Source organism: Flavobacterium sp. (assembly GCF_031537875.1).
Classification (GTDB): Bacteria; Bacteroidota; Bacteroidia; order Flavobacteriales; family Flavobacteriaceae; genus Flavobacterium.
In genome coordinates this window covers 110,093-129,788 of sequence record NZ_JAVKNB010000007.1, presented here as the reverse complement: position 1 = coordinate 129,788, position 19,696 = coordinate 110,093, and the positions used below count along the sequence as shown (strand labels likewise).

Here is a 19,696-nt window from a genome sequence, read left to right as displayed (position 1 = left end):
CTATCGATTAGAATAAAGCTCTGAATGCAATCCATTGTGTTCCATCCGAAATAACACGAATCCAGTTATTAGAAGCTTCTACACCCAAACTTGCTGTAATTGCGGCATTGTTTACATTATCAACTACTATTTTTTGACTAGATGTAGTATTTACTGTTACTCCAAAAGCACTAATATTTTTAATTATATATTCTTTACCAGCTCCCACACCTGTAGCAGTAGTAGCGTCTGGCAAAGTAATTGTTCCTGCAGCAGCATTGGAATAAATAACATATTTATCTGTTGTCGCTACGTTATAGGTTGTAAGAGCTGAAACAGTATAAATAGACGTATTAGGATTTGAAGACCAAGTCGCCAATCCAGCAGCATCAGAGGTTAACACTTTACCGGCCCCCGGAGAACCACCAGCTACTTTTAATGTTCCTGCAATAACCGTATTTCCAGTTGAAGCATCTATTGTAAATTTATTTGTATTAACTGCTATATTCCCAGTAACACCTAATGTACTCGATAAAGTTGTAGCTCCTGTTACTGCTAATGTGCCTCCAAGGGTTGTTGCACCAGTTCCTACTGTCAATGTATTTGTTCCACTTACAGAAGTATTCCCGTTTAATGTTGTAGCGCCTGTAACGGCTAATGTACCACCAAGAGCTGTTGCTCCTGTTCCTACAGTAAAAGTATTTGTTCCACTTACAGCAGTATTCCCGGTGAATGTTTTAGCTCCCGCTATTGTTTGTGCATTGGTCAAATCCACAAAATTTTGAGTAGTTGATCCTGTACCTCCATTAGCAATGGCTACCGTACCTGTAACATTCGCCGCATTACCCCCAATATTTAAGTTAGCCACTGGCGTAGTAGAGGTAACCACTAATGGTGCTGTTCCTGTGGCTACGGTAGAGGTTAATTGTCTTCCTGTAATACCCACCGCTGAAGTTATCGCTCCAGAAGTATTTACTAAGGTTACTGAGCCATTTCCTAATTGGATTGTGTTACTTGCGGTGACTGAAGCACCATTACCAATGGCCGTTGAATTTGTTAAACCATCTGCGATATCAGCACTATTTCCAAGAGCCGTTAAATAAGTTCCTGTTGTATTCGTGGTTAAGGAATTATTACCTATTGCAGTATTATTAGTCCCTGATATATTGTTTCTTAATGCGTAATAACCAAGGCCAACATTATTACCTCCTGTGGCATTATAACGACCCGCTTCTGTACCTAAAACAATGTTATTGCTTCCCGTTGTATTGGCCATTAATGTGTTTCCACCAAAAGCAAAGTTGTCAGTACCTGAGGTATTCCCATTTAAGGTATTCGCATTACCCATGGCGACATTAGAGGCAATATTTCCTGCTCCATTTTTTAAAGTCACACCATTAAATGTTGCAGCAGTCACTTTGCCTGATGTTACGATATCGGCACTTGTATTTACTTTAGTTAGTGATCCGTTACCCAATTGAATCGTATTGCTTGTGGTAACATTTGCTCCATTACCAATTGCTGTTGCATTGGTTAAACCATCCGCTGCATTTGCTCCATAACCTAAAGCAGTTAAATACGTTCCAGTTGTATTGCCTGTTAAGGTACTCTCTCCAACAGCCACATTGTAACTACCGGTTGTATTATTTCGTAAGGTGTAATATCCAAGACCCAGGTTATGACTACCAGTCGTATTGTATCTAAAACCTCCATTACTTAGAACGAGATTGTCACTACCCGTGGAGTTATCCATACCATTTTCTAAATTACCCATAAGGATATTGGAACTAACAGCGCCTCCGCCTAATCCAAATTTAATACCATTTACTTTAATGTCACTATTGAAGGTCTTTACACCTGCAAAAGTTTGGGCTGATGTCGTAACCACACCACCGTAGGTTCCGTCGGCCGGTTGTAAGGTAAGTGTAGTTCCCGAAACACTTGCCCCATTAGCATTGGGTGTACCACCAATAGCAGCTACTGTCGCGATACCTGCTGGTGAAGCCCAAGAGGGCGCTCCACTGGCTAGGGTTAATACTTGTCCATCGGTGCCTTTAGCCAATACTGTTCCTACACCACTAGTACCACCATAAATAATATCTCCGGCATCCGTCATAGGTGACAAGGCATTAAAAGCTGCTGCCTTTGTTGTTGCGCCTGTTCCACCGTTAGCAATTGGCAAAGCCCCTGTAACCTTAGTAGTCAAATCAATAGATCCTGCTAACATGGCATTGGTTACTTTGCTATTTCCAATAGTTAACTCGGTAGAACCTGTTACATCACCAGTATGTGTGGCATTTGAAACCAATCCACTATACAAACTATTAGTAGCATTATCTCCAGTATTACTTCCAGACAAGGCTGACCAAGATAAAGTTTGTGTTGAATAAGTGGTACTGAAATAAAAATCCCTAGCAAAACTTCCAGAATTTTGATATGCTGTTCCGCCTGAATACAGGTCTCCAGATGAATTCCATCTAAATCCTCCTGTTATAGAAACAAACTCGAATGTATAATGCTGCCCACTTGTTAATGCAATTGGTGTTGTTAAATTAAAAGTATTAATGCCTGCAGTATTTATTGTAACTGTTTGAGATCCTAATAAAGTTCCGCCCACACCGTCACCATTATAAAATTTTAAAGTATACGTTCCTGGAGAGTCAATATTACCTACATTAATAGTAACTGCTGTTAAATTGGCATTCATTGATGGAGTAAAAGACTGAGCTTCATTTATTGCTGGACTTGGCATTCCCATAAAGGTACTTGCGGGTGCTACAGGATTATTTCCTCCGTTATTTAAGTTACTTTCTCCTGAAACGTTATTTACCGTTGAAGAAGCATAGAATTCAGCTGCGCCAGTTGTAGTGTTATAAATTACTGAGCCTTCTAATGGATTTGTCAATGCGTTTCTTTGTGTTGTAGTCATTCTTGGTACTACCAATGTTTTGGAAGTAGATGACAAATCCAAAATAGCCGAAGAATTTGGAGAAGACGTTCCTATCCCTAAACTTCCATTTGTATTGTCCCAAAATAAATTAGCATTAGAACTAAAAGCATTGGTTCCGTTCCCAAAAGGAATATATCCTGCAGTTAAACTCGTCAATCCTGTACCTCCATTAGCCACTGGTAATGTACCTGTTACCCCAGATGATAAAGGCAAGCCTGTTGCATAGGTTAATACCGCAGCACTTGGAGTCCCTAAATCCGGTGTCACTAATGTTGGAGAAGTTGCACGTACTACATTTCCTGAACCTGTTGTAGCAATTTCTTCTACGACTCCTGCTCCTGCTGTTACACGTCCTAATACTTTATCAGTAGCACTTATATTTTGGATTTTGGCATAGGTAACATTCGCATCGGTAATTTTTGCCGTGGTTACTGCGGCAGCTTTAATTTTTGCAGTTTCTACTGCATTATCAGCTAAATCAGCTACAACTATAGTTCCGTCGGCGATCATGCCCGTTAGTACTTTACTTGCACCAATTGTAGTAGTATTACCTGAACTAGTTACATCTCCTGTCAAGTCTGCATTGGTAGTAACCGTAGCGGCATTTCCTGTAATAGAGCCCGCGATTGTAGCACTAAACGTTTGTGTTCCCGTAAATGTTTGTGCGGCATCTGTTCGTGCCAAAGTTGCGTTAGCATCAGGCAATACAAAGGTCTTTTCGGAACTTGTTGGGCCGGTAAATTTAGCAAATCCATTGCCTGTTCCTCCATAAGTTGAAGCAATAATCCCTGATAAACTCGCTGATCCATCAAAGTTATTCCCATAAATAGCACGGGCATTAGTTAATGTAGCAGCACTTCCTGTTGTATTTTGATTCAAAGTTGGGAAATCGGCAGCTACTGCAATACTAGGTACACCTGTCGAAGTTGTATTTTTTAATATCCCTGTAGCCAAACCAGCTAATGATGTACCATTAATTTTCCCTACTATAGTGGCTCCTTGGGTACCTGTAACATCTCCAGCCAAAGCTCCAGAAAAATTAGTTGCTGTTCCGCTAGTAATATCAGATGTCAATGCTACTGTGCCTGTTGCAGCGGGCAAGGTAATCGTATAGTCTGTTGCAGAACTGTTAGCACTAGCAACTGTTGTTTTTCCTGTTGAACTTCCAGTAAGCGTTGGAGTAGTTAAAGATGGTGATGTGGAAAAAACCACATTCCCTGTTCCTGTTTCGTCTGAAATAACTCCCGCTAATTCAGCTGAAGTTGTAGCTGATAAAACACTAATTTTATCTGTTGTTACAACTAATGTCTTTGAGGACGGAATAGTAGTCCCATTTACACTAGTTGCTGTAGCTACGCCTAAAGTTGGTGTTACCAAAGTAGGACTTGTGGCAAAAACTAAAGCCCCTGTTCCTGTTTCATCGGTTACCGCAGCAAGTACATTCGCACTCGATGGAGTTACTAAAGCTGTTGCTACTCCCGTTCCTAATCCGCTTACCCCTGTTGCAATTGGCAATCCAGTAGCATTGGTTAATACCGCAGCACTTGGAGTTCCTAAAGCTGGTGTCACTAAAGTAGGCGAAGTAGATCTCACTAGATCACCAGTTCCTATAGTTGATAATTCTTGTACTGACCCTGTACTACCAGAAAAATTTCCTAATACTTTATTGTCGGCTACATTTTGGATTTTGGCGTAGGTAATAGATCTATCTGAAACCCCTGCTGCTGCATTCAATCCATCAACATAATCTTTGATTAATTTCACTGAAGGGTACTTCGTAGTAGAAGTAGCATCTGCTACAATATCAGTACTTTTGTTGGCTAGATTTTCTTTCAAATCCAAAGCCGTTTGTGTTGCTGTTGAAACTGGTTTGTTCGCATCTGTAGTATTATCAACATTACTTAAACCTACCATCGTTTTGTCAATACCCGAAACCGTTCCTGTGAACGTTGGTGAAGCCAAATTGGCTTTCAAATCCAAAGCCGTTTGTGTTGCTGTTGAAACTGGTTTGTTCGCATCTGTAGTATTATCAACATTACTTAAACCTACCATCGTTTTGTCAATACCCGAAACCGTTCCTGTGAACGTTGGTGAAGCTAAATTGGCTTTTAATCCCAAAGCTGTAGTAAGTGAAGATTCAGCTACTCGTGCTATGGTAGCTTCGGCTGCCAAATTAGTAGTCAATGTAGCTTCCGCAGCCGTAGCTCTATTTACCTCTGTTGTCAAATCAGTAGCATTGGCTTTCAAAGCCAATCCTGGGACAGTTGGTGCAGCGGCAGTTCCTGCTAAGTCTCCCGCTAATTGCAATTTCCCTTTGGTTGTAGCATCTGCATCCACTATAGTGCCTCCAGCTACTGCAGCGTCTACGTATGTTTTAACTGCATTTTGTGTTGGAAACAATACATTGCTTGTCCCTAAAGTGGTTGCTGTGGATTTGTTAGCAGCATTTTCTTTTAAAGCAATAGCTGTATTTGCGGTAGCTAAATTGGTGGTCAATGTAGTTTCGGCTGCTGTGGCTCTGTTTACCTCTGTGGTCAAATCAGTAGCATTGGCTTTCAAAGCCAAACCTGGGACAGTTGGTGCAGCAGCGGTTCCGCCTAAGTCTCCCGCTAATTGCAATTTCCCCTTGGTAGTAGCATCCGCATCCACTATGGTGGCTCCAGCTATTGCTGTATCAACGTATGTTTTTACTGCATTTTGTGTTGGAAACAATACATTGCTTGTTCCTAAAGTGGTTGTAGTAGATTTGTTAGCCGCATTTTCTTTTAAAGCAATAGCTGTATTTGCAGTAGCTAAATTAGTAGTTAATGTTGTTTCTGCTGCGCGCGCAGTAGCCGCTTCAGTTGTAATAGCTGTTGCATTGGCTGTAACATTAGTTGTCAATATTGTTTCTGCTGCAGTAGCTCTGTTTACTTCTGTTGTTAAATCGGTAGTGTTGGCTTTTAAAACCAACCCTGGGACAGTTGGTGCAGCGGCAGTTCCTGCTAAGTCACCTGCTAATTGCAATTTTCCTTTGGTAGTAGCATCTGCATCCACTATGGTGGCTCCAGCTATTGCTGTATCTACGTATGTTTTTACCGCGTTTTGTGTTGGAAACAATACATTGCTTGTTCCTAAAGTGGTTGTAGTAGATTTGTTAGCCGCATTTTCTTTTAAAGCAATAGCCGTATTTGCAGTAGCTAAATTAGTAGTTAATGTTGTTTCTGCTGCAGTAGCTCTGTTAACCTCTGTTGTCAAATCGGTAGTATTGGCTTTCAAAGCCAATCCCGGTACCGTTGGAGCTGCGGCAGTTCCTGCTAAGTCACCTGCTAATTGCAATTTTCCTTTGGTAGCAACTGTTGCATCTGCAATGGTTGAATTCACTATTTGACTATCTACATACGTTTTAGTTGCTGTAGACATCGGTTTGTTTATATCTGCTGTATTTTCTACATTCCCTAATCCTAAATTAGTTCTTGCTCCAGCTGCAGTTGTAGCTCCTGTTCCTCCATTGGCAATCGCAACCACTCCCGAAATATTTCCTGCAGTTGAAGCCGCATTAGCAAAAGGAACGGCATCTAGTTTTTCAACTGACAATTCATCAAATTGATTGCACAATCCAGTCGCATCCAAAGCTACTTTTAATGATTTATCTACAGCAGCACTCCAAACTATTGCAGCATACGAACTCGCATACCCTCCAGTTTGATTGCCTGAACCAATGGTAATATTCACCATCCCGAATTCATCTGTAGTAGTTTTCACTACTTCTTCATATTCAACAGCTGTCGCCGCATCTATAAAACTAAATTTCAAACAAATAGACCTGTTGGTTAAGGGTATATTAGACACATTCACACCTGGGACGTTTTGTCCGCCCGGAGCATAAATTACCGCTTGGTACGTAATGCCTCTATTTTGTGCAAAACCAAAAGTAGAAACCAGTAATACAAGGATGTAAAATAATTTTTTCATGTGGTATTATCTTTTTATTAAATCAAAATATCCGCCAAATAGAATCTGGCAATTATTAATAGAAACATTATCTGAATTGTTGCCTAACTTAACACTCTTGCTTAAGTTCAATCCTGCACTTAAATAGCCGCTTTTAGACAAATAGTATTTGGCATACACCCCAACAACGGGCTGTACAATCAAACCTGAAAACTCAGTATTGTGAGCCAAGTTGTAGGCCGAATTGTCAACTTCTTGCTTGCCACGAAGAATAGTAGACAGATTCAATCCCGCTTTTGCACTTAAGAAAAAGTAAAACGAATCGTAAAATTGATAGTCTACTGTGCTTTGAACACCTAGGTAAGTGGTTTTCCATTCAATTTTATTCACAGCTGATTCGGCAATCGCATTATAGTCGTTGATGGTAATGCTTCCCGTATAAGATAGATCTTTGTAGTTTTTGTATTTTAACGGATGGGTATATCCTAATTCATAAGCATCGCCTACGCCGTTAATGGTTAGTTGATTCGTGTAAGCGGAATGGTTGGTGTACGAAAACGAACTGAAATTTTTTCCGAGATTGAAAAAAACGCCTTGCGAATACGTTGTGATTGTGAGTAGGAAAAAAAGGATGTGGGGTACAATTTTTTTCATTTTTTTATTTTGATTTTAGAATGGTGGTCACAAAGGAGTACCTATTCCCGTCGAGCTTGACGAAATACTCTCCTGCTGCGAGCAATAAATTAGTTATGGTGAGTATATTATCTTCGGCTTCTTTTTCTTGATAGAGTAAAAGTCGGCCATGAATATCAAAAATAGACACAGCGATTTTGCCTTCAACCGGTGCCGAAAATTTAAAATTAACAATATCTTCTACAGGATTAGGATACACTAAAGTGTTGATAGCATCGTTTTTGACAATGGCAGCATTTGAGATTTTGCTTTGTTGAAATCCTTGACTTACAATGGCTTTTTTTGTAGCCGAAGTTCCTATCACTCCTTTTTGAGCAATAGTTTGACTCACTTTAAAACCTTTAGACGTAGTAGCAACTCCCCCCTGAGCAGAGAGCATTTGATGGTGCAGTTTTTGCCCATACATCAAACTACAAAAGAAAAACAAGACTACTACTTTCATTTTTAATCACTCCATTTTTACAAAAAAAAGGCACAAAACCGCCTTAGTATATATACCTATATGTGTTAACCTACAAAAATAATATTATTAGCATAGGTTTGTATAAAAAACACAACAAATTTGTCAAGTAAATTTAAAAATAAGACGATTTTTCAATTTGTAAATTCCTGATTCCAAATAGTATTATAAAAAATCCCCAAGAAATACGGTAATCGCATTTCTTGGGGATTCAAAATTGCAGAGAGGATGGGATTCGAACCCACGATATAGTTACCCATATACAAACTTTCCAGGCTTGCTCCTTCAACCACTCGGACACCTCTCTAATTGGGATTGCAAATAACTTAAAAAAAACTGATTTAGAAAAATGAAACGAAACTATTCTTGAATTTCGCCACGTAATGAAGTTTCAAATGTCTCTTGAAATTGAGAAGGCACAATACCCTCACCTAGGAGATACATCAATTTAGTAATGGCAGCCTCAGTTGTCATGTCTTTTCCAGACATTACTCCGATGGATCTTAAAGCGGTACTCGTTTCGTATTGACCCATTCGAACACTACCTCCTGAACATTGTGTTACATTCACGATGTGAATTCCTTTTTGAATTGCCTTTTGCAACACCTTCAAAAACCATTCGCTCGTAGGAGCATTTCCTGCTCCGTAAGTTTCCAAAACCACTCCTTTTAAATTGGAAATTGAAAGCACTGATTCCACTACTTGCTCGCTTATTCCAGGGAATAATTTCAGAATTATTACATTGGTATCTAGCTTTTTATGAACGTATAAGGGCAACTGATTTACTGGCAAAAACAACTCAGCATTCCATTTCAAATGCACCCCCGATTCCATCAAAAAAGGATAATTGGGCGAGGTAAATGCTTTGAAATGTTCGGCATTGATTTTAGTAGTTCTATTGCCACGGTACAACTTGTATTCAAAATACAATCCCACTTCTTGAACAACAGCTTTTTCGTTGTCACGCAAGGACGCAATTTGAATGGCGGTAATTAAATTTTCTTTGGCATCCGTTCGCAAATCACCTATAGGCAATTGAGATCCTGTAAAAATAATTGGCTTTGCCAAATTCTCCAACATAAAGCTTAAAGCCGATGCGGTGTACGACATGGTATCAGATCCATGAAGAACCACAAATCCATCAAAAGAAGCATAATTATCCTCAATAATTGTGGCTAATTGTACCCATTTATCTGGATTCATATTGGAAGAATCTATTGGATTTTCAAACGAAATGGTTTCGATTTCACAATCCAATAATTTAAGTTCGGGAATGCGTTGTAATAATTTACTAAAATTAAAGGCCTTCAACGCACCCGTTGTAAAATCTTTCTTCATACCGATGGTTCCACCAGTATAAATCAAGAGTATTTTTGCTTTAGAAAGCATTGGTGTATTTTAATTTATTCACGACAGGATTAGCATACATCGCTAAAAATCCTTCTAAGGAAATTGGATTGTCCAAGCCTATTCGCATTTCTAAACGACGCTCAAAAAGTGACTTTTCCGCCTCGGTATAGCGATGAGAATACGTAGTCGTTTTATGTAAAATGTCGTAAGCAATAAAATTAGTAGGCCACAATTTGTAACTACTCAATATTGCATCGTCAATTTCTTGTGCCAAAGCTTGAATTTGCTTGTTTGATGAATCATTTTCAGCTACAATTCGGTCAATTTCAGTATCCAAAACTTTTCCAATATGCAAATGGATACGTTTCTTTTGCCCCATCACTCCACTTAAAATGGTATTTAAATCTTCATTTTTAGATTTTACATACACTTCGTTATTCGCTTCTGCCAATAACTGCGGCATTTTCAACACATCGGTTGGGTCGTACTCATAGGATATAGATACTGGAACTATTTTTAATTTTTTGAAGTACAGCATCACATCCGCTTCATCTGATGCCATCCCAATCATTTTCAACACCCCTGGATTGGTTTCGTCATTGCCATCTTTAGTTCGTCCTTCGCGTTGTGCAATCCAAACCGAACGATTTTCATGCAACAACAATTGACCAATATATTCTGATAATAGCTTAGAACTTTGCAACATTTCTCTTGGCGACAATCCTCTCAAAACTAAAAAGTTACGATTTAATCGTGCCAAGGTTTTTATAAAGGATTTTTGCACCAAATTATCTCCAATTGCCGAAGCTGTCATCAAATGACCGTTTTGAAACAAAGCGGCATTCAACAAAGTAGTATCCAAAAGAATGTCTCTGTGATTCGAAATGAACAAATACGAATTATTTTTTTCTAGATGTTCAAACCCAGAAGTGGTCAAACCATCGGAACTATTTTCTAAGATTTTTTGAACCGTATGATAGATGAAATTACATTGGAAATCACGGATAGAGTGGGTTTTTCTTAATTGTTCTTTCCAAACCTCATCTTCCATTTCTGGAAAAGTAAAATTCATCAAAGCCTTCATCATGGGATGTGGGATCACACTTTGTAACGCCTCATTTACTTCAGTTTCATAAAACGGGCGAATCGCATCGAATTTTTGCATTTTGGAATAATTTTATAAGCAACAAAAGAACAAAAAAAATATGAAACTAAAGGCAATTCTCGATTAAATCCCAAAAACAGCTTTGGAGTTTTCGGTCGTAATACGCGCTATTTCATCTAAGGGCAACTGGTAAATTTGGGCTAATTTTTGGGCTACCAAAACCGTATAACTGCTCTCATTACGTTTCCCTCGATGGGGAGCTGGAGCCAAATAAGGTGAGTCTGTTTCGAGCACAATATGTTGTAAGTCGATTTGATTTAAAAACTGATCGATTTTCCCATTTTTGAATGTCGCAACGCCTCCAATTCCTAATTTTAACCCCAATGAAATCGCTCTTTTGGCCTGTTCCAAATCACCGGTGAAACAATGAAAAATTCCAAATAATTCAGCTGATTTTTCCGATTCCAAAACTTCAAAAACTTCATCAAAAGCATCGCGACAGTGAATATTGATGGCCAAATTATGTTTTTTAGCCAATTGAATTTGGCGTTGAAATGCTGTTTTTTGAATAGCTAAAGTCGTTTTGTCCCAATACAAATCAATCCCAATTTCGCCGATGGCATAGAATTTATGAAGGGCTAATTGTGCTTCAACATGGGCTAATTCTTCCAAATAATTTTCTTTTACATAACACGGATGCAATCCAATCATCAAACGAACATTTTCTGGAAATTGTGCCTCTAAATCATACATTTTTTGCGTTCCTGTACTATCAATTGACGGAATAAAAAATCGAGAAACCCCAACTTCAATCGCACGCTGAATCATAGCTGTTCGGTCTTGGTCAAATTCTTCTGAACACAAATGTGTATGGGTATCGGTAATAATCATGAATGAAAATTTATATTGTTTAGTGGCGCTTTTTAAAAGAAAAATAAGCAATAATAGTACTCAATAGCATCAATACGCCTCCTAAAACAAAAGGCGCACCTGGAAATTTAAACGGCGCTTCATTATGTGTAAAAAAGTAAAAAACAGTAGACATCATTGGAGGTCCAATAATCGCCGAAGCGCTCATCAAACTAGACATAGTTCCTTGGATCTCTCCTTGTTCGTTAGCCGGAACTTGTTCTGAAATTACGGCTTGCATGGCTGGCCCAGCGATACCTCCTAAACAATACGGAATTAAAAAGACAAACATCATCCAGCTCTCGGTTGCAGTGGCAAACAAAAACATTCCAATCGTATACAATGCCATTCCTATATAAATACTCTTTTGATTTCCTAATCTTGGATTAATCCAACGGATCAAACCTCCTTGCACCAATCCTACCAAAAGTCCAATTACTCCTAAAGAAATTCCCACCATTTTTTCGTCCCAATGAAATTGGTACATGGTAAAAAAACTCCAGTTGCTCTGTATTGCATGAGAAGCGACATACAATAAGAAAGTAGCGATGACTAACCCAATCAACTTGGGGTGTTTTTTTAAATGTAATAAAGCGCCAATAGGGTTGGCTCTCTTAATATCAAAATCCCTTCTGTATTCTTTTGAGAGCGATTCAGGCAAGATAAAAAAGCCATATAAAAAGTTCAACAAACAAAGAATTGCTGCGGCATAAAATGGCACTCTAGCTCCGTATTGCCCTAATAAACCACCTATTACTGGCCCTATAATGAATCCCAATCCGAAAGCCGCTCCAATCATTCCAAAGTTTTTCGCTCTGTTTTCAGGTGTACTCACATCAGCAATATAAGCCGTCGCTGTCGTAATACTCGCACCTGTAAGTCCTGCAATAATTCGCCCCACAAATAACCATTCTATTGTTGGCGCAAAAGCCAAAAACAAATAATCCATCGAAAAGGCAAACAGTGAAATCAATATGATAGGTCTTCGTCCAAATTTATCACTTAGATTCCCTACTAATGGAGCAAACAAAAACTGGGTGATCGCATACGCAAAGGTCAACCATCCCCCATATTTAGCTGCTTCGCTAATATCACCATGAATTAGTTCTTTGATTAATTTAGGGATAACAGGAATAATAATTCCCCAACCCGTAATATCAATTAACATGGTAATGAAAATAAAGCCGATTGCTGCCGATTTTTTATTGGATGACATAGTTGTAATTTTTAGGAAAGGCAAATAAACAAAAAAATCCCAAACTCTTTAAGGAGTTTGGGATTTAGATTCTGAATCAAGTTCAGAATGACAATTATTTTAACTGAGCTTGTAAAATTCTTACAACTCAAATGCTTTTTTAGGATTGTTATCGCAAAGCAATTCTGCTGGATTTTCTAACGCTTCTTTAACCGCTACTAAGAACCCAACAGACTCACGTCCGTCAATAATTCTGTGGTCATAAGATAAAGCCACATACATCATTGGGTGAATTTCTACTTTTCCATTCACCGCAATTGGACGCTCAATAATGTTGTGCATCCCCAAGATTCCTGATTGTGGTGGGTTGATAATTGGCGTAGATAACATACTCCCAAAAACACCTCCATTAGTAATGGTGAATGTTCCTCCTGTCATATCATCTACAGAAATTTGTCCGTCACGAGCTTTGATTGCCAAACGTTTAATTTCAGCCTCAACACCACGGAACGTTAAATTCTCTGCATTACGAACTACGGGTACCATTAATCCTTTTGGACCAGAAACCGCAATAGAAATATCGCAGAAATCAAAAGCTACTTTATGGTCTCCATCCATCATCGAATTTACGTCCGGAAACAATTGTAAAGCTCTTGTTACTGCTTTTGTAAAGAAAGACATGTATCCCAAACCAACACCAGCGTGTTTTGCTTTGAAAGCGTCTTTGTATTCGTTACGCAAATTATTAATAGGCGTCATATTGACTTCGTTAAAAGTAGTTAACATCGCTGTTTCGTTTTTAGCAGCTACCAAACGTTCTGCTACTTTACGACGCAACATCGATAATTTTACTCTTTCTGTACTACGACTTCCTCCTGTTGGAGTTCCCATTGAAGGTACTGCATTTACTGCATCTTCTTTGGTAATACGTCCGTCTTTACCTGTCCCAACAATGTCAGAAGGTTGGATGTTTTTTTCGTCTAATATTTTTCTTGCTGCTGGAGAAGGTGCTTGAGCAGCATACGTCGCTGCTGGAGCTGGAGCCGCTTTTGGCGCTTCTACCTTTTTTTCTTCTGCTTTTGGAGCTTCAGCAACTGGTGCTGGTGCTGAACCTGATGGTTTTGCCGCAGCGGTATCAATCAAACAAACTACTGCACCTACTGCAACTGCATCGCCTTCTTCTGCTTTAAGTGTAATGACACCACTCGCTTCTGCTGGTAATTCTAAAGTCGCTTTGTCTGAATCTACTTCAGCAATGGCTTGGTCTTTTTCTACATAATCGCCATCTTTTACTAACCAAGTTGCGATTTCTACTTCTTTGATTGATTCCCCTGGTGAAGGGACTTTCATTTCTAAAATCATCGTTTGTAATTTTATTGTTGTCTATTATTATCTAAATAAATTTTTGTCAAAAACCATTCTAATGGCGTCTGCATGACGTCTTCTATCTCTTGTATGACTTCCAGATGCTGGTGCAGAGTAATTTTTCAACGAAGCTAAACGCCATGGAACCAAATCAAAATTCACCAACATATAGCTGTAAGCCCCCATGTTTTTTGGTTCTTCTTGTGCCCAAACGTAATCATCCGCATTAGGATAGGTAGCAATAATTGCTTTTAATTGCTCTGTTGGTAACGGAAATAATTGCTCGATACGAACCAAAGCTACATCATTTCGTTCTAATTTTTCTCTTTCCGCTAAAATATCATAGTAAAACTTACCAGTACAGAAAACTACTGTTTTTACTTTTGATTTATCTACAGAAGTGTCGTCAATCGTTTCTTGGAAACTTCCATTAGCCAATTCCTCTTGAGTAGAAACACAAGACGGGTGACGCAATAAACTCTTAGGAGAAAATACTACTAATGGTTTGCGGAATTTCGTTTTCATTTGTCTTCTCATCAAGTGGAAGAAGTTAGCTGGAGTAGTACAATCAGCTACATACATATTATGACGAGAACACAATTGTAAGTAACGCTCCATTCTAGCCGAAGAGTGCTCAGCACCTTGTCCTTCGTATCCGTGAGGCAATAACATTACAATTCCGTTTTGGTTATTCCATTTATCTTCACCACAAGAAATGTATTGGTCAATCATAATTTGGCAACCATTAGAAAAATCCCCAAACTGCGCTTCCCAAATCGTTAAGGCATTTGGATTAGCCAACGCATATCCATAATCAAATCCTAAAACTCCATATTCAGAAAGGAAAGAGTTGAATACATTGAATTTTCCTTTTTTCTCTTTTACTGCGTTCAAAAGAATTACTTCTTCCTCGCTATCTTCTACTTTTACCACGGCATGACGGTGAGAAAAAGTTCCTCTTTCTACGTCTTGTCCTGACAAACGAATATCATATCCTTCTTGTAACAACGACCCGTAAGCCAATGCTTCGGCAGTACCCCAATCAATTTGATTGTTGTCGTACATCGTTTTTCTGTCCGTTACAATCTTAGAAATTTTATTGATGAATTTTTTATCCGATGGCAAAGTAGAAATCGTTTCTAAAATACCGTCTAATTTTTTCTTATCGTAAGTAGTATCTACTTTTTGCAACATTACATCATCAGAAACCTGTACAAATCCTTTCCATTCATCTTGCATAAATGGCTTGATGATAGTCAAGTCTTTCTTACGGGATTCTTGCAAATTTTCATCCAATTTCGATTTGTAATCACTTTCGATTTTGTTTACATACGCTTGGTCGATAATGCCGTCAACAATTAATTTCTCAGCATAAATATCTCTTGGATTTTTATGACGCGCGATGATTTTGTATAAAACAGGTTGGGTAAAACGAGGCTCATCCCCTTCGTTATGTCCATATTTTCTATATCCTAAAAGGTCGATGAATACATCGCCTCCAAAAGTCATTCTATAATCTAAGGCAAACAACATCGCATGAACCACGGCTTCTGTGTCATCTGCATTCACGTGTAATACTGGCGAAAGAGTAACTTTGGCCACATCCGTACAATAGGTTGATGAACGTGCATCTTGGTAATTAGTTGTAAAACCAACTTGGTTATTAATCACTAAGTGAATAGTTCCTCCTGTTTTATAACCGTCCAATTGTGCCATTTGCACAATTTCGTACACGATTCCTTGTCCTGCTACTGCAGCATCCCCGTGAACGGCGATTGGCAATACTTTTGAGAAATCGTCTGGAAAATATTTGTCTTGTTTAGCACGGGTAATTCCTTCAATAACGGCTCCAACAGTCTCTAAGTGAGACGGGTTTGGCGCCAAATTAATATTGATTGATTTACCAGATTTCGTTTTTCTTTCTGAAGTTAACCCTAAATGGTATTTAACGTCTCCGTCAAAATATTCTTGGTCGTAATCTTTTCCGTCAAATTCCGAGAAGATGTCTTGAGTTGCTTTTCCAAAAATATTGGCTAAAATATTTAACCTTCCACGGTGTGCCATTCCCATTACAAATTGCTCCACTCCTTTTTCGGCAGCTGCTTCAATCAAAGCATCAAGTGCAGGGATAATACTTTCTCCTCCTTCTAATGAGAAACGTTTTTGACCTACATATTTGGTATGAAGAAAGTTTTCAAACGAAACCGCCTCATTTAATTTATCAAGAATATTTTTCTTTTGCTCTACGTTAAAGTTTGGCAAATTGTCATTAACATTCAAACGGTCTTGAATCCACTGTACCACTTCTGGCTTACGGATGTACATATATTCTACACCAATCGATTGGCAATATAAGTTTTCTAAACGACGGATGATCTCTTTTAACGTAGCAGGCTGATGTCCTAAAATTTTAGCTGCATCAAATACCGTATCCAAATCAGCGGTTGACAATCCAAAATTCTCAATGGCTAGGTTAGGCGAATAGGTTCTTCTATCACGAACTGGATTGGTTTTAGTAAACAAATGCCCGCGAGTTCTATACCCATCAATTAATTTAAGAACGTTAAATTCTTTTAGCACTTTTTCAGAAACTTGTCCTGAAGCTACTGCTCCTGAAGAATAATTTGCCAATTGTTCTACGGCATTTTCTTCATTGTATGTAGCCATTCCAAAATCAAACCCTTGGAAAAAACTTCTCCAACTTGGTTCAACACTGTCTGGACTGGTTAAATATTGATCGTATAATTGGGCAAAAAATTCGGTATGAGCTGCGTTTAAAAAGGAAAACCTATCCATAATTATTGATTAATATGCTTTTTGTTTAATTTGTTGACAAAAGTACAATAAACCAATCTATATAATCCTATTTTTAACCTACTTTTACGTTAAATTTTGTTAAAAATCTTTAAAATAATCATGAAAAAAAACGTTTTCGACCTCGTTTTGAACCCAAAATTAATTCTGTCCGTCCTATTTGCGTTTTGTTTTTCTTTTTCGTTTTCGCAAACGATTGCGAAAAACACGCCAAATGATTTTTGGAAACAAGTCCAATTTGGAGGTGGTTTTGGATTGAATTTTGGAACTGGATATACTGAAATCACATTGGCTCCAAGTGCTATTTATCCTGTAAATGACTATGTGAGTTTAGGCGCTGGACTATTAGGTAGTTTTACCAATTCGAAAAATTACTATACTACAGGTGTTTACGGTGTAAGTGCCATCAGTTTATTTAATCCCATCGAAAAAATACAGCTTTCATTGGAAGTCGAACAAGCAAGAGTCAATACCCAATTGCAAATGATTCCAAATCCTGTTACCAAGAACTACTGGAATACGGGATTGTATGTTGGAGCGGGTTATCGGAATGGCAATGTAACTCTTGGGGCGCGTTATAATTTGCTTTTTGACAAAGACAAAAGTATTTATAGCGATGCGCTAATGCCTTTTGTGCGGTTTTATTTTTAATGAATACCGTTAATATTTATTCCTGAACCAAACTTTCATCCATTCGCGTTTCAATACTAAGAAAGCGACTTGCTTTGACAATTCTGCAATATCAGAACCATCTAGTTTTTTGACTTGATCTTCGGGGACGTCTACTATATATAATAGGTTTAAATATTCAGCGAATTTATACTGAATCAACCGATATATTTTTTCATGCAATTCAGATTTCAACTCCTCCGGCTGAATCGTTAAAGGCAAATCAATCGCTTCATTAGCAAAATTAAAATCCTTATTAATTTGCTCAATCAATTTTAGGTACAAGTCTTCCTTTTCTGCTTCAGAAAGAAGTCCATCTGTAGTTACAGGCGGAGTGAACACAATACTATTAGACATTGCGATTCATTAAATTTTCTCCAAACGCCTTTAACATGGCTTTTTTATCTGAGCTGATATTCATTTTATCTAAAGTAGCAAATGCTTTCAAAGTATAGTCTTGGATCGCTTGTTGCGTCGCTTTTGACGCTCCCGTAGCATTGAAAAGAGTTTTAACTTCTTCGATTTTAGACGAATTATCTTCTAGTGAAACCGAAAACAATTGAAGTAACTGCTTTCTTTCTTCGCTTGACGCAAATTCAATGGCTTTAAGGTACAAATAGGTTTTTTTATTCTCAATAATATCCCCTCCTACTTGTTTGCCAAAAGTGGCTGGATCGCCAAAAGCATCTAAATAATCATCCTGTAACTGGAATGCCAATCCCAAATTCAGTCCAAAATCATAAATTAAATCACCATTTTCAGCAGAAGTTTGAGCTACAATGGCTCCCATCTTCATCGCTGCTGCAACCAAAACTGCCGTTTTGAATTCAATCATTTTTAAGTATTCTGGAATAGTCACATCCGAACGCGTTTCAAAATCCACATCCCATTGTTGTCCTTCGCAAACTTCCAATGCCGTTTTACTAAACAATTTAGCTAAATCTCTAAAAACAACTGGCTCATAGTGTTCAAAATATTGGTACGCCAAAATCAACATCGCATCTCCTGAAAGAATTCCCGTATTGACATTCCATTTTTCATGAACCGTTATGTTTCCTCTTCGCAAAGGTGCATCGTCCATAATATCATCATGAACCAAAGAAAAATTATGAAATACCTCAACGGCTAATGCTGCTGGAAGTGCTTTTGCATAGTTTTCATTAAAAATTTCAGCACTCATCAAAGTCAATACTGGACGCATTCTTTTACCACCCAAATCTAATATATAGTGTATTGGTTCGTACAAATTCTTAGGTTCTCGAACACAATGTTGCGCCTTTAAATAGTCCAAAACAAATTCTTGGTATTGCTGAATAGAATGCATAACTAATTTAATTCCTGTTTACAAAGGCTCAAATATACAATTCCATTGCGAATAAATGGGTTGAAAAGCACCACTGATTACTCGATTTATACTCTTTTTTCAAAAAAAACAATAAAAACATTGGAAACTTTTTTGGTATTCAAAGTTTCCGACTATATTTGCAAACGAAATTTAACAGTAAAAATGATGACAAAAATCGCTCTGGTTACAGGAGGCAGTAGAGGATTAGGTAAAAACATGGCTCTACGATTAGCAGAACAAGGAGTAGACGTTATAATTACTTACAATACTCAGAAAGAAGATGCTCTAGCAGTTGTGAAATCAATTGAGTCAATAGGAAGAAAAGGAATAGCACTTCAACTTGATGTCAATTCTATTGATACGATAGACGCTTTTGTTAATGAAATTACTGAAGTATTAAAGACCAACTGGAATGTATCTACTTTTGACTTTTTAATAAATAATGCTGGAATTGGTGCTACAATTCCTTTTTTAGAGGCAACCGAAGCTGACTTTGACAGAATGATGAATATTCACTTCAAAAGTGTTTATTTTTTGACTCAAAAAGCACTACCAATACTTAATGACGGTGGAAGAATTATAAATATTTCAAGTGGTACAACTCGTTTTTGTGTTGCAGGTTATTCTATTTATGCTTCTATGAAATCTGCCATTGAAAATTTCACAAAATATTTAGCTAAAGAAGTCGGATCGAGAGGTATCACGGCCAATGTTGTGGCCCCAGGTCCAATAGAAACCGATTTTAATGGAGCTGCAATTAGAAACAATCCACAAATGAAAGGATATTTAAGTAATCTAACTGCTTTAGGAAGAGTAGGAGAAGCGAATGATATTGGTGGAATTGTTGCCTTTTTATGTTCAAAAGATGGATACTGGATTAATGGTCAAAGAATAGAAGCTTCTGGAGGAATTTCTTTATAAGACAAAAA

Annotated in this window: 13 protein-coding genes and 1 tRNA gene; 2 read left to right on the top strand and 12 right to left on the bottom strand. The window is 38.0% G+C overall.

The window, feature by feature from the left end:
• Positions 1-7: 7 nt before the first annotated feature.
• From RMR09_RS03615 to RMR09_RS03570, 10 genes are all read right to left on the bottom strand, one after another.
• Positions 8-6,883 (bottom strand): hypothetical protein, encoded by a 6,876-nt coding sequence (locus RMR09_RS03615; RefSeq protein WP_310594453.1) that lies wholly within the window; start codon positions 6,881-6,883, stop codon positions 8-10.
• Between the two features lie 6 nt (positions 6,884-6,889).
• Positions 6,890-7,516, bottom strand: coding sequence for a hypothetical protein (locus RMR09_RS03610; RefSeq protein WP_310594452.1), 627 nt, complete (start codon positions 7,514-7,516; stop codon positions 6,890-6,892).
• 4 nt (positions 7,517-7,520) lie between these two features.
• Entirely contained in the window at positions 7,521-7,997 is a 477-nt protein-coding gene (locus RMR09_RS03605; protein WP_310594451.1) for a T9SS type A sorting domain-containing protein, read from the bottom strand.
• 238 nt (positions 7,998-8,235) lie between these two features.
• Positions 8,236-8,322, bottom strand: a tRNA-Ser gene (locus RMR09_RS03600).
• A 53-nt stretch (positions 8,323-8,375) separates the two neighbouring features.
• Positions 8,376-9,404 carry an asparaginase gene (locus RMR09_RS03595; protein ID WP_310594450.1) on the bottom strand — a complete coding sequence of 343 codons (1,029 nt, stop codon included), beginning with the start codon at positions 9,402-9,404 and terminating at the stop codon, positions 8,376-8,378.
• Positions 9,394-10,530 carry a 1-acyl-sn-glycerol-3-phosphate acyltransferase gene (locus RMR09_RS03590; RefSeq protein ID WP_310594449.1) on the bottom strand — a complete coding sequence of 379 codons (1,137 nt, stop codon included), beginning with the start codon at positions 10,528-10,530 and terminating at the stop codon, positions 9,394-9,396. The genes RMR09_RS03595 and RMR09_RS03590 overlap by 11 nt, the downstream gene beginning before the upstream one ends.
• 63 nt (positions 10,531-10,593) lie before the next feature.
• Positions 10,594-11,361: a TatD family hydrolase gene (locus tag RMR09_RS03585; protein ID WP_310594448.1), complete on the bottom strand. Its 768-nt coding sequence runs from the start codon at positions 11,359-11,361 to the stop codon at positions 10,594-10,596.
• 19 nt (positions 11,362-11,380) lie between these two features.
• Positions 11,381-12,595 carry a TCR/Tet family MFS transporter gene (locus tag RMR09_RS03580; RefSeq protein ID WP_310594447.1) on the bottom strand — a complete coding sequence of 405 codons (1,215 nt, stop codon included), beginning with the start codon at positions 12,593-12,595 and terminating at the stop codon, positions 11,381-11,383.
• A 120-nt stretch (positions 12,596-12,715) separates the two neighbouring features.
• Entirely contained in the window at positions 12,716-13,936 is a 1,221-nt protein-coding gene (gene odhB / locus RMR09_RS03575; protein ID WP_310594446.1) for a 2-oxoglutarate dehydrogenase complex dihydrolipoyllysine-residue succinyltransferase, read from the bottom strand.
• A gap of 27 nt (positions 13,937-13,963) precedes the next feature.
• Complete coding sequence (locus RMR09_RS03570) at positions 13,964-16,735, bottom strand: 2-oxoglutarate dehydrogenase E1 component (RefSeq protein ID WP_310594445.1); 2,772 nt, start codon at positions 16,733-16,735, stop codon at positions 13,964-13,966.
• 120 nt (positions 16,736-16,855) lie between these two features.
• On the opposite strand from RMR09_RS03570, the gene RMR09_RS03565 reads away from it, so the two are divergent.
• Entirely contained in the window at positions 16,856-17,404 is a 549-nt protein-coding gene (locus RMR09_RS03565; RefSeq protein ID WP_310594444.1) for a hypothetical protein, read from the top strand.
• A 9-nt stretch (positions 17,405-17,413) separates the two neighbouring features.
• Here RMR09_RS03565 and RMR09_RS03560 read toward each other — a convergent pair whose 3' ends face one another.
• Positions 17,414-17,779, bottom strand: coding sequence for a hypothetical protein (locus RMR09_RS03560; RefSeq protein WP_310594443.1), 366 nt, complete (start codon positions 17,777-17,779; stop codon positions 17,414-17,416).
• Positions 17,772-18,746 carry a polyprenyl synthetase family protein gene (locus tag RMR09_RS03555; protein WP_310594442.1) on the bottom strand — a complete coding sequence of 325 codons (975 nt, stop codon included), beginning with the start codon at positions 18,744-18,746 and terminating at the stop codon, positions 17,772-17,774. Before RMR09_RS03555 ends, RMR09_RS03560 begins: the two co-directional genes overlap by 8 nt.
• Positions 18,747-18,929: 183 nt before the next feature.
• Between RMR09_RS03555 and RMR09_RS03550 the strand changes: the two genes are divergently transcribed.
• On the top strand, positions 18,930-19,688 hold the full coding sequence (locus RMR09_RS03550) for an SDR family oxidoreductase (RefSeq protein ID WP_310594441.1): 759 nt from the start codon (positions 18,930-18,932) through the stop codon (positions 19,686-19,688).
• Positions 19,689-19,696 lie beyond the last annotated feature (8 nt).

Bases quoted from the DNA above. Each gene is read 5' to 3' on its own strand.
- RMR09_RS03560 (WP_310594443.1), bottom strand. From the start codon at position 17,779: ATGTCTAATAGTATTGTGTTCACTCCGCCTGTAACTACAGATGGACTT.
- RMR09_RS03565 (WP_310594444.1), top strand. From the start codon at position 16,856: ATGAAAAAAAACGTTTTCGACCTCGTTTTGAACCCAAAATTAATTCTG.
- RMR09_RS03615 (WP_310594453.1), bottom strand. From the start codon at position 6,883: ATGAAAAAATTATTTTACATCCTTGTATTACTGGTTTCTACTTTTGGT.
- RMR09_RS03580 (WP_310594447.1), bottom strand. From the start codon at position 12,595: ATGTCATCCAATAAAAAATCGGCAGCAATCGGCTTTATTTTCATTACC.
- RMR09_RS03595 (WP_310594450.1), bottom strand. From the start codon at position 9,404: ATGCTTTCTAAAGCAAAAATACTCTTGATTTATACTGGTGGAACCATC.
- RMR09_RS03550 (WP_310594441.1), top strand. From the start codon at position 18,930: ATGATGACAAAAATCGCTCTGGTTACAGGAGGCAGTAGAGGATTAGGT.
- RMR09_RS03605 (WP_310594451.1), bottom strand. From the start codon at position 7,997: ATGAAAGTAGTAGTCTTGTTTTTCTTTTGTAGTTTGATGTATGGGCAA.
- odhB (WP_310594446.1), bottom strand. From the start codon at position 13,936: ATGATTTTAGAAATGAAAGTCCCTTCACCAGGGGAATCAATCAAAGAA.
- RMR09_RS03590 (WP_310594449.1), bottom strand. From the start codon at position 10,530: ATGCAAAAATTCGATGCGATTCGCCCGTTTTATGAAACTGAAGTAAAT.
- RMR09_RS03570 (WP_310594445.1), bottom strand. From the start codon at position 16,735: ATGGATAGGTTTTCCTTTTTAAACGCAGCTCATACCGAATTTTTTGCC.
- RMR09_RS03585 (WP_310594448.1), bottom strand. From the start codon at position 11,361: ATGATTATTACCGATACCCATACACATTTGTGTTCAGAAGAATTTGAC.
- RMR09_RS03555 (WP_310594442.1), bottom strand. From the start codon at position 18,746: ATGCATTCTATTCAGCAATACCAAGAATTTGTTTTGGACTATTTAAAG.
- RMR09_RS03610 (WP_310594452.1), bottom strand. From the start codon at position 7,516: ATGAAAAAAATTGTACCCCACATCCTTTTTTTCCTACTCACAATCACA.